At 67.0% G+C, this 9,290-nt stretch carries 9 protein-coding genes and 1 rRNA gene; 4 read left to right on the top strand and 6 right to left on the bottom strand.

The window, feature by feature from the left end; all coding sequences use genetic code 11:
• Positions 1-108: ribosomal RNA gene (locus tag MRBLAR12_RS18560) — 16S ribosomal RNA — on the bottom strand; the annotation flags it as partial.
• Positions 109-151: 43 nt separating this feature from the next.
• Between MRBLAR12_RS18560 and MRBLAR12_RS18555 the strand changes: the two genes are divergently transcribed.
• Positions 152-481 carry a hypothetical protein gene (locus MRBLAR12_RS18555; protein WP_364747501.1) on the top strand — a complete coding sequence of 110 codons (330 nt, stop codon included), beginning with the start codon at positions 152-154 and terminating at the stop codon, positions 479-481.
• Positions 482-608: 127 nt separating this feature from the next.
• Here the strand turns inward: MRBLAR12_RS18555 and tyrS are convergent, their stop codons facing one another.
• From tyrS to MRBLAR12_RS18540, 3 genes are all read right to left on the bottom strand, one after another.
• Positions 609-1,922, bottom strand: a complete 1,314-nt coding sequence (tyrS, locus tag MRBLAR12_RS18550; RefSeq protein WP_229993917.1) for a tyrosine--tRNA ligase — start codon at positions 1,920-1,922, stop codon at positions 609-611.
• A 91-nt stretch (positions 1,923-2,013) separates the two neighbouring features.
• Positions 2,014-4,242 carry a HelD family protein gene (locus MRBLAR12_RS18545; RefSeq protein ID WP_229993918.1) on the bottom strand — a complete coding sequence of 743 codons (2,229 nt, stop codon included), beginning with the start codon at positions 4,240-4,242 and terminating at the stop codon, positions 2,014-2,016.
• Positions 4,243-4,392: 150 nt separating this feature from the next.
• A complete protein-coding gene (locus tag MRBLAR12_RS18540; RefSeq protein ID WP_364747499.1) occupies positions 4,393-4,950 on the bottom strand; it encodes an adenine phosphoribosyltransferase in 558 nt (185 codons plus the stop codon).
• A gap of 165 nt (positions 4,951-5,115) precedes the next feature.
• Here MRBLAR12_RS18540 and MRBLAR12_RS18535 point away from each other — a divergent pair, with 165 nt between their 5' ends.
• A complete protein-coding gene (locus tag MRBLAR12_RS18535) occupies positions 5,116-5,733 on the top strand; it encodes a GNAT family N-acetyltransferase (RefSeq protein ID WP_229993920.1) in 618 nt (205 codons plus the stop codon).
• Positions 5,734-5,739: 6 nt separating this feature from the next.
• Here the strand turns inward: MRBLAR12_RS18535 and MRBLAR12_RS18530 are convergent, their stop codons facing one another.
• Positions 5,740-6,339: a hypothetical protein gene (locus tag MRBLAR12_RS18530; RefSeq protein WP_229993921.1), complete on the bottom strand. Its 600-nt coding sequence runs from the start codon at positions 6,337-6,339 to the stop codon at positions 5,740-5,742.
• Between the two features lie 83 nt (positions 6,340-6,422).
• On the bottom strand, positions 6,423-7,148 hold the full coding sequence (locus MRBLAR12_RS18525) for a DNA-3-methyladenine glycosylase (RefSeq protein WP_229993922.1): 726 nt from the start codon (positions 7,146-7,148) through the stop codon (positions 6,423-6,425).
• Positions 7,149-7,238: 90 nt separating this feature from the next.
• Here MRBLAR12_RS18525 and MRBLAR12_RS18520 point away from each other — a divergent pair, with 90 nt between their 5' ends.
• Positions 7,239-8,747 (top strand): AlkA N-terminal domain-containing protein, encoded by a 1,509-nt coding sequence (locus MRBLAR12_RS18520; protein ID WP_364747496.1) that lies wholly within the window; start codon positions 7,239-7,241, stop codon positions 8,745-8,747.
• On the top strand, positions 8,744-9,262 hold the full coding sequence (locus MRBLAR12_RS18515; RefSeq protein WP_229993924.1) for a methylated-DNA--[protein]-cysteine S-methyltransferase: 519 nt from the start codon (positions 8,744-8,746) through the stop codon (positions 9,260-9,262). Before MRBLAR12_RS18520 ends, MRBLAR12_RS18515 begins: the two co-directional genes overlap by 4 nt.
• Positions 9,263-9,290: the final 28 nt, after the last annotated feature.

Below are 9,290 nucleotides of genomic sequence, written 5' to 3'. Positions count from 1 at the left end.
ACCCGTTCGCCACTAATCACCGGTGCAAGCACCGGGTCATCGTTCGACTTGCATGTGTTAAGCACGCCGCCAGCGTTCATCCTGAGCCAGGATCAAACTCTCCGTTGAAGTAAAACAGACACAACCACCACCCCCGGGAAAACGGGAGAAAATGGCTGCACAAAATTTGAAACCAGCCAAAAACACCAGACCACACCACGGGGTGGCGGGCCCGGCACATTCAACCAATCCATATACAATAAATTGGTATCAACAAACTTGGCACACTATTGAGTTCTCAAACAACAGACACATTCGAATACTTGCCGAAACAATTCATTTCAATGAATTTTTTATTTCGTTTTTCTTCGCTGCGATGTTTACAGCTTATTTCATTCATTTCCACTTTGCAAATCCGCGATTTTCATCCGAATTTCACTTTATGGAGCGAATCCGCCCAGCAGAATTGAAGCAATTTCCATTGTGTGCGCCTAGCGCATGAAGAATTGCTTCTCATTTGTGGGGGTTTGTCACCACTCAACGGCGGCGACTCAGAAAACAATACACGCTCCCCCCCGGCCGTGCAAATCGGCCGGGAAGGAGCGTGCAGGGTGCGTTTTCGAAGCTGGTCAGGACGCGGAGACTTCCACCGTTGCCAGGTTCTTTTTGCCCCGGCGCAGGAGCAGGTAGCGCCCGTGCAGCAACTGGCTGGCCGCAATAACGGCGTCGGGGTCGGATATCTTCGCATTGTTGACGTAGGCCCCGCCTTCCCCCACGGTGCGGCGCGCGGCGGACTTGCTCTCTGACAGACCGGAGGCGACCAGCAGCTCGATGATGCCCAGGGCGCCGGCGTCGACAGTGGCGGACGGCAGCTCGGAGGTGGCCGCCTTCAATGTCGCTTCATCCAGCACAGAAAGATCGCCGTTGCCGAACACCGCGGCCGATGCCGCAATGACCTTCTCCGTGGCCTCCACGCCATGGACCAGCGAGGTCACCTCGTACGCCAGTTTCCGCTGGCCTTCGCGAGCGAACGGCCGTTCAGCGACCGCGAGTTCCAGTGCCTCAATCTCTGCCCGGCTGAGGAAGGTGAACACTTTGAGGCGGTCCGCGACGTCGGCGTCCGCGGTGTTCAGCCAGAACTGGTAGAAGGCGTACGGGCTGCACATGGCCGGATCCAGCCAGATGGCGTTGCCCTCGCTCTTGCCGAACTTGGTGCCGTCAGAGTTGGTGATGAGCGGCGTTCCCAGGGCGTGGACGTGCTTGCCCTCAACCTTCCGGATGAGCTCGGTGCCACTGGTGAGGTTGCCCCACTGATCCGAGCCGCCGGTCTGCAGCATGCAACCGTAGTCGCGGAACAGCTGCAGGTAGTCCATGCCCTGCAGGATCTGGTAGCTGAACTCCGTGTAGCTGATGCCTTCCTCGGAGCTGAGGCGGGACGCGACGGCGTCCTTGCGGAGCATGGTGCCGACACGGTAGTGCTTGCCGATCTCGCGCAGGAAGTCGATGGCGCTCAGGGGCGCCGTCCAGTCCAGGTTGTTGACCATTTGGGCGGCGTTGTCGCCCTCGAAGCTCAGGAAGCGGCGGACCTGGGCCTGCAGGTAGCCCACCCATTCGGACACAGTGTCCTTGGTGTTGAGGGTGCGTTCCGCCGTCGGACGCGGATCACCGATCAGTCCTGTGGAACCGCCCACCAGTCCGAGCGGCTTGTGGCCGGCCAGCTGGATCCGGCGCATGAGCAGGAGCTGGACCAGGTTGCCCAGGTGCAGGCTCGGCGCGGTCGGATCGAAGCCGCAGTAATACGTCGCGGGCTCGCCGGCGAGGAGCTTTTCGAGCTCCGCCTCATCCGTGGAGACGTGGACAAGGCCGCGCCATTTCAGCTCCTGCCAGATATTGGCAAAGCTGGGGTCGTTCTGCTGGGCATCGAGAATATTTAGCTGGGACACGCAATCTAAGTTAGCAGGATCAACGTCACCCGCATCGCAGTTGACGCCGTGCATCCGGCAACCGGACAGCCATTGCTGCCCGGTTGCCGGCCTACTCCTCGATGCCTGCCGGGATTCCGGCGGCGGCGATGAGCCGCAGGCGCTGGGTTGGCCGGGTCATGGCCACATACAGGTCGCCCACCCGGCCGTGCTCGTGGTTGAGCATGTCTGTCGGTTCCAGGACCACGACGCCGTCAAATTCCAGTCCCTTTGCCTCGCGGGGACTGATCACCACGATGTCCTGGGCGTAACTGCCCGCTCCGGTCCCGACACGGTGGCCGTACACGGCCCGCAGCGCCGCGCTGGCCTCGGGCAGCAGCTCGCCGTCGGCGATGACCGCCAGCAGTCCGCCCTCGATGGCGTCCAGCTCCTCCGGAAGCACCTCGACAAGCTTGTTGACGATCTGGCCCCTGCCGACACTGTCGATGACCGGGGACCAGCGGCCTTCCCTGACAGCCTTGGGCGCCGAAACCACCAGTCCGGCCGCGGTAGCCATGCGTGCAGCGGCCTCGGCGATCTGGGACGGCGTGCGGTAGTTGACGGTCAGTTCCTCGAGCTGCCAGCGGTCGCCGAACATGGGGCCCAATGCGCTGTGCCAGGAGTTGGCCCCGGCAACGGAACTTGTCTGGGCGATGTCGCCCACGATCGTGAACGACTTCAGCGGGCAGCGGCGGACCAGCAGCCGCCACTGCATGGGTGACAACTCCTGGGCTTCGTCCACCACGATGTGCCCAAAGGCCCAGCTGCGGTCCGTGGTGGCACGCTCTGCAGCGGTCAGCCGCGTCTCGCGCTCCTGGTTCTGGTCCACCAGGTCTTCAGCTGTGACGAGGACGTCCACGCCGGCGGTTTCCATGTTGACCAGGGTCTGCTTGGCATTGGCAAGGTCGCGGGCACGGTCCTGTTCCTGCTGCGCCAGTCCCCGTCCGGCGGCGGCATCAAGCTCGCCGAGCAATTCGGCGGCCTCGTCGAGCAGCGGAACGTCGGACTCGGTCCACGGCGAACCGGCAGGACGGAGCAGCAGCGCGCGTTCTTCCGGGGTGAGGTTGGGGGTGCATGCCTCGAGGACGGCCGGCTTGCTCAGCAGCTCCCCCACGAGCTTCTCCGGGGTCATCGGCATCCAGCACAGGTTCAGGGCGATCCGGACATCCCGGGCGGACCGGACGTCCTCCGCCAGATAGGAGCGGTCGGCGTTGTTGCCGATGTTGCCGGCCTCCACAAGTTCCGTCATCTGCTCGGTGAGTTCGCGGAGCAGGATCTTGACGAAGGACACGCGGGCCTCGTTGTGCGGTTTGCCCGTGGCGCGCGCCCTCTCCTTGGCGCGGCGGACTTGCCGCGGCGTGAGGACCAGCTTGCGGCCGTCGACCTCAAGGATCCGGTTTCCGGCCGGAATGCGCTGCCGGTTGGCCACGGCGTTGGCGACCACGTCGGCCATGTCCAGCCGGCCCTTGATGGCGGCTACGGCGGAGTCCGGCTCGGCAACGGCGGCGATGCCCGGCATGAGCCGGCCCAGGCTCGCCATCACGACACCGGTCTCGCCGAGCGAGGGCAGCACGCGTTCGATGTAGTTCATGAAGGACGACGTCGGCCCCACCAGCAGGACGCCAGCGCTCTTGAGCCTGTCCCGGTGCGTGTAGAGCAGGTACGCGGCGCGGTGCAGGGCGACAGCGGTCTTGCCCGTGCCCGGACCGCCCTGGACCACGAGTGCGCCGGAGATGGAGGAACGGATGATCCGGTCCTGCTCGGACTGGATGGTGCCGACGATGTCTGACATCCGGCCCGTCCGCTTGGAGTTCAGGGCCGCCAGCAGGGCGCCTTCACCCTGGAGCGAATCGCTGTCGGCAAGCATGTCGGCGTCGAGCACGTCGTCCTCGATTGCCTTGACCTCGCGGCCCTGCAGGATCAGGTGACGGCGGCGGCGGACACCCTGCCGGTCGAACGCCGTGGCCTGGTAGAAGTGGCCGGCCTCGGGCGCCCGCCAGTCCACCATGAGCCGCTGCAGATCCTCGGTGGTCAGGCCGATGCGGCCGATGTACTGGGCCTCCCCGGAATCCAGGTCCAGGCGGCCGAATACGAGCCGGTCATCGACGGCGTCGAGCTGGGCGAGGCGGTCCTCGTAGAGGGCCGCGAAGGCATCGCGTTCGGAAACGTTCTGCATGGTGCCCACGGCACCGGCACGGCGCACCTGGGCCAGCTGGGTGCGCTTCTCCACCCGCAACTCATCGAGCCGGGCGTAAAGTCCGGCCACATAGTCGCGTTCATGGGCCAAATCAGCGTCGTGCATCGAACGTTCCCCTATCGAAAAAGACGGACCCACCATTCTACAGCCATTTCGGCGGACACGGCTGTTGCATGTCGCCGAAACAATGCCAAGGCAGTCTTCGTCAGGGAATTCTACCGACACGACCCGGATGGTCCAGCCCCGCAGTCCCCGTTAGATCCGCAGCAGGGAGCGGACGTTGTGGCCGGTGAGGGCCGTGCGGCCGGCAAGTTCGTCGAGTTCCATGACCACGCCGACGCCGGCGACGTGGATCCCGCACCGCTCGAACAGCCGCGCCGCGGCGCCGAGCGTACCGCCGGTGGCGAGCACGTCGTCGAGGATCAGCACCCGGCTCCCGGGCGCCAGGTCCGTGGTGTGCAGCTCAAGGGTGGCGGTGCCGTACTCCAGGGCGTAGTACTCGGAAAACACTTCGCGCGGCAGCTTGCCGGCCTTGCGGACCGTGATGACTCCGGTCCCAGTGGCGTACGCTGCGGCCGCCGCGAGCAGGAAGCCGCGGGCTTCCACTCCGGCGACGGCGTCGAACTGGCCCTGGAATGGTCCCACCAGGGCATCGACGACGGCCCCGAAGGCAGTGGCGTCGGCGAACACCGGGGTCAGGTCCTTGTAGCTGATTCCGGGTTTGGGATAGTCCGGGATGGTGGCGCACAGGCTCTCGATCAGCTCATCCACGGGCAGTGCTGTCTTGGTCTGGTTCAGCTCGCTTTGATTCACCCATCCACCTTACTGGCTGGTAGCGGGACGTTGCAGGGCCGTGGCCGCCGGCGCCGGCTGGCCCGGGGCCGGCGGCCACGCGGCAACCCATCAGTCATCCAATGTTCACGCGGGCGGCGCCGGAAACGCCGGTCCCGTCCACCCCGGCGGTGATTGAATGCTCGAATGCGACACGAAATCGTCCTCTCCGGCCATGGGGTCCGCCTGGTTCCGCTGGCTCCGCATCACGCGGCAGGCCTCTTTGATTTCGTGGATCCCGGCATGTGGGCAGGCATGGCGGCGCCCATGCCGGGGACGGGCGGCGAACTGGCAGCACTGTTCCAGTCTCGGCTGGAGGATCCCGCCACCATCCCGTTCGCCGTGACGGACGGGCGCACCGGCGCCCTGCTGGGCACGACGTCCCTCCGCGACTACGTCCCGGCCCAGCAACGCCTTGAAATCGGCGGAACTTTTTACGGGCGGCAGTTCTGGGGCAGCCACGTCAATCCGGCGAGCAAGCATATGCTCCTCGCCTACGCCTATGAGGTACTGGAAGTCCACCGGGTGGCCTTCCGCTGCGACGCCCGCAACACCCGGAGCGCGACGGCGATTGAGCGGCTCGGCGCCCAATTCGAGGGGATCCTCCGCGGCCACCGGGCGGCCCCGGGCGGAGGACGCGCGGATACCGCCGTCTTTTCGATCCTCTCGCAGGAGTGGCCGCCAGTGCGGGAAGAGCTTCGGCGGCGCCTCGCCCCCTTCGCCGTTAGCGCAGACTACGGGCTCAGCAGTTTCGCCGCCTCCTAGAAATTCCTACGCTTCTGCCGTTGGGGGCCCGGTGTCGCCGCCCGGTTCCGGCGGGCGCAGGAGTTCGTTGGCAAGCCCGTAGGAGACGACGCCCAGCGCTGTTCTGAGCGCGCGCTCGGCGTCGAACCGGCCGGCCGCCACGCTGCTCAGCCGGCTGTAGTCCTCAGCCCACCCGGACCGGCGGAACCTGTCGGCGTCACCATGCAGGAGCCGACCGTAGAGGACGTCCTCGAACAGGTCATGGTCATCCAGGGCGATTTCGGCCATCAGCGCCGGGCGGTCCCGGATCATCCCGTTCGTGAACAAGCCGGCCGCTTCTGCCGTGCCCTCGGTTATCCGGGGGTCCGCCGAGTAGTTGCACAGGCGCAGGGCCCTGACTACGAGTTTGAGCGAAACGTGTTCTTCCGGAACGATGAATTTACGCAGCAGGGCTGCACGGAAGAGCTCCACCCAGTGCCTGCGCTCTGCCTCGACGGGGTCCACCGCGATCTGCTCGCCGTCAGGGGTGAACAGTTCCACCATGCGGAAGTACTCGGTGGCCAGCTGCGCAAAGATCTGGAGCCGTTCCAGCTCGTTGCCCGGTTTTCCGCGTTTCCCCTCGCCCATAATGCTCCATCATCCCCCACCGTGGGCGCGGCATCAGGCTGATTGCAGGGTGCCTGCCGGGTGCCTGCCGAGTGCCTGCCGCGTTACGCGCCGCGGGTGGTTGCCGCCTTTGGCGCCTTTGCCGCCTTGTAGCGGGAGACGGTCGGGTCGCCGCTGAGCCAGAACCGCCAGGGGTAGTCGTGGCTGCCGCCCGCGCCGGAGACGCCAACGCGCGGACCGGAGCTGATGCCTGAAGCGACCCCTTCCGGCGGGTGCGCGGGCGGTTCCAGCCGGAACGGCGGCGCGAGGGCGTCGCGCCCGCTGTCCGCCGTCGTCAGCCCCAGTGCGGTGGCCAGCCGGGCAGGCCCGCTGGCGAGGTCGATGTCCGATTTCGACGTCGGGCGCCTGGCCCTGGCCAGTTCGTGCCCCGCAACCACCTCGCCGGCCCGCAGCAGCAGCGCCGACGCAACGCCCTCGGGCCCGCACACGATATTGGCGCAATGGTGCATCCCGTAGGTGAAATACACGTAGAGGTGGCCGGCCGGGCCGAACATCGGCGCGTTGCGGGCCGTTTGGCCGCGGAAGGTGTGGGACCCGGGGTCAGGATGGTGGGAATCATGCGGGCCGAGGTACGCCTCCACCTCGGTAATCCGCACCGAGACGGAGCCCTCGGCCCCGTCGTGCGTCAACACGGCGCCGAGGATCAGCGGCGCCACGTGCCGTGCATCGGCCGAGAGCAGCTCCCGGAGCGGCGCGGCCGCGCCTGTCACCGTGCCGGGCTGGGTACCTGTACCCGTGCCGGGCCGGGCAGGAGGCGGGCTCGACGTCATGCTCAGACTTTAACAAACGCCGCCGGAGGACCACACGGCCGTGTCCGAATTCCGCTAGCAGGTGTCCAGCGAAGCTGGCAGGATGGGGTCATGGACTTCTGGCAGCGCTACCGGGCAATCGACGCCCGGGACACCCGTTTCGACGGGCAGTTCTATACCGCTGTCCGGACCACCGGCATCTACTGCCGGCCCTCGTGCCCAGCGCGGACGCCCAAGGCGGACAACGTCACGTTCTATGAAACGTCCGCTGCCGCGCACGACGCCGGCTACCGGGCCTGCAAACGCTGCCTACCCGAGGCCGTGCCCGGCACTCCGGCCTGGAACGTGCGCTCCGATATCGCCGGCCGGGCCATGCGGCTCATCAATGACGGCGTGATCAACCGCGACGGCGTCGAGGGGCTGGCGGCCCGGCTCGGCTACTCCTCGCGCCAGCTCAACCGGATCCTAAGCCACGAGCTCGGCGCCGGTCCGCTGTCCCTGGCGCGGGCGAGCCGCGCCCAGACCGCCCGCACCCTGCTGGTCTCCACCGGCATGAAAGTCTCGGATATCGCCTTCGCCGCCGGGTTCAGCAGCGTGCGCCAGTTCAACGAGACCATCGGCGAGGTCTTTGCGATGACGCCCTCCGCGCTGCGGGCTACTGCGCGGCATCACCGCTCCCCCGCAGCGACCACCGCGCTCACGCTCAATCTTCCGTACCGCGAACCGTTCGACCCCGGCGTCTTCGACTTCCTCGCCGTCCGTGCCATCCACGGGATCGAGGAAGGTACTTCCAGTTCCTACGCCCGGACCCTGAAGCTGACGCACGGCGATGCCCGCTTCCGGGTGGATTACGATGCCGGCGCGGCCGGGCGTCCGCTCGTGCTGACCATCGGCGCCGTCGATCTCCGGGACCTGGCCGCCCTGCTGAGCAGGGTCCGCCGCCTGCTGGACCTGGACGCCGATCCCGTCGCCATCGATGCCGCCCTCGCCGCCGATCCCCGCCTGGCCGCCACGGTGGCGCGCACACCCGGCATGCGGATGCCCGGCGCCGTGGATCCGCAGGAGCTGCTGATCCGGGCCATGATCGGCCAGCAGATCACAGTGGCCGCCGCGCGGACCGCCCTGGTCCAGCTGTCCGTGGCCGGGAGCGCGAGCCTGGTGCCCGACGACGGTCTCCACCGGCTGTTCCCGACGGCCGCCCAGATTGCGGAGACCGGCTTCGAACTGCTCCGCGGCCCGCAGCGGCGGATCGATTCCGTCCGGGGCGCCGCCGCGGCGATGGCTTCGGGCGACCTGGACTTCGGCTACGGCGATGACGTGCACGGGCTGGAGGCCAAACTCCTGCCGCTGGCCGGCGTCGGGCCGTGGACCGTGGGATACGTCGCGATGCGGGTTATCGGCGCGCCGGATGTGTTCCTGGCCAACGATGCCGCCGTCCGCAACGGCATCCGCTCACTCGCCCAGAACCCCGACGGCGCCCTGACCACTGATTTCCGTGAGGTCAGCCCATGGCGGTCCTACGCCACCATGCACCTTTGGCGCGCAGCAGCGGCTGCCCAGGCCGCAGCGCGCGCGCCGTCTCCAGCTCAAAAGCAGACTCCGAAGAAAGCGAAACCATGAAAGCCCAGCTGTTGACCATGTCCACCCCGGACGGTCCTTTCACCATCATTGCCCGCGACGGCGCCGTCCTGTCTTCGGGCTGGACCGCCGTTCCCGGTGAGCTGACCGGGCAGATCCACGCGGACCTGCTGCCTGGCGAATTCGAGACCGTTGCCGGCCTGGGCTCCATCTCTGCGGCCGTGGAGGCGTTCTACTCCGGCGATCCGGAACCGGCCATGGCCGTGCCGGTGCTGCAGAAGTCCGGACCTTTCCGCAGCCACGCCTGGGATGTGCTGCGCACGGTCGCCCCGGGGCGCCTGGTGACCTACACGGAGTATGCGGAGCTCTCCGGCAACGCCAAGGCCGTCCGGGCGGCGGCCAGTGCCTGCGCTTTCAACGCGGCGGCCCTGTTTGTTCCCTGCCACCGCGTCATCCGCACCGACGGGACCCTGGGCGGATTCCGCTGGGGGCTGGCCGTCAAGGGCAGCCTGTTGGACCGGGAACGCGAACTCGCCCTCGCAACGGCACGGCCCTAGGCCTAAGGCTGCACGGACCCGGGCACCG

Origin of the sequence: Arthrobacter sp. LAR12-1-1.1 (genome assembly GCF_040676555.1) — a bacterium.
Lineage (GTDB): Bacteria > Actinomycetota > Actinomycetes > Actinomycetales > Micrococcaceae > Arthrobacter.
Note: the sequence above shows the minus strand (reverse complement) of the source record. Positions and strands in the feature narration are given on the sequence as shown.

Excerpts from the sequence above, each read along its gene's own strand:
- MRBLAR12_RS18515 (WP_229993924.1), top strand. The coding sequence starts at position 8,744 with ATGAAAGCCCAGCTGTTGACCATGTCCACCCCGGACGGTCCTTTCACC.
- MRBLAR12_RS18555 (WP_364747501.1), top strand. The coding sequence starts at position 152 with ATGGCTGCACAAAATTTGAAACCAGCCAAAAACACCAGACCACACCAC.
- MRBLAR12_RS18525 (WP_229993922.1), bottom strand. The coding sequence starts at position 7,148 with ATGACGTCGAGCCCGCCTCCTGCCCGGCCCGGCACGGGTACAGGTACC.
- MRBLAR12_RS18545 (WP_229993918.1), bottom strand. The coding sequence starts at position 4,242 with ATGCACGACGCTGATTTGGCCCATGAACGCGACTATGTGGCCGGACTT.
- MRBLAR12_RS18530 (WP_229993921.1), bottom strand. The coding sequence starts at position 6,339 with ATGGGCGAGGGGAAACGCGGAAAACCGGGCAACGAGCTGGAACGGCTC.
- MRBLAR12_RS18520 (WP_364747496.1), top strand. The coding sequence starts at position 7,239 with ATGGACTTCTGGCAGCGCTACCGGGCAATCGACGCCCGGGACACCCGT.
- MRBLAR12_RS18535 (WP_229993920.1), top strand. The coding sequence starts at position 5,116 with ATGCGACACGAAATCGTCCTCTCCGGCCATGGGGTCCGCCTGGTTCCG.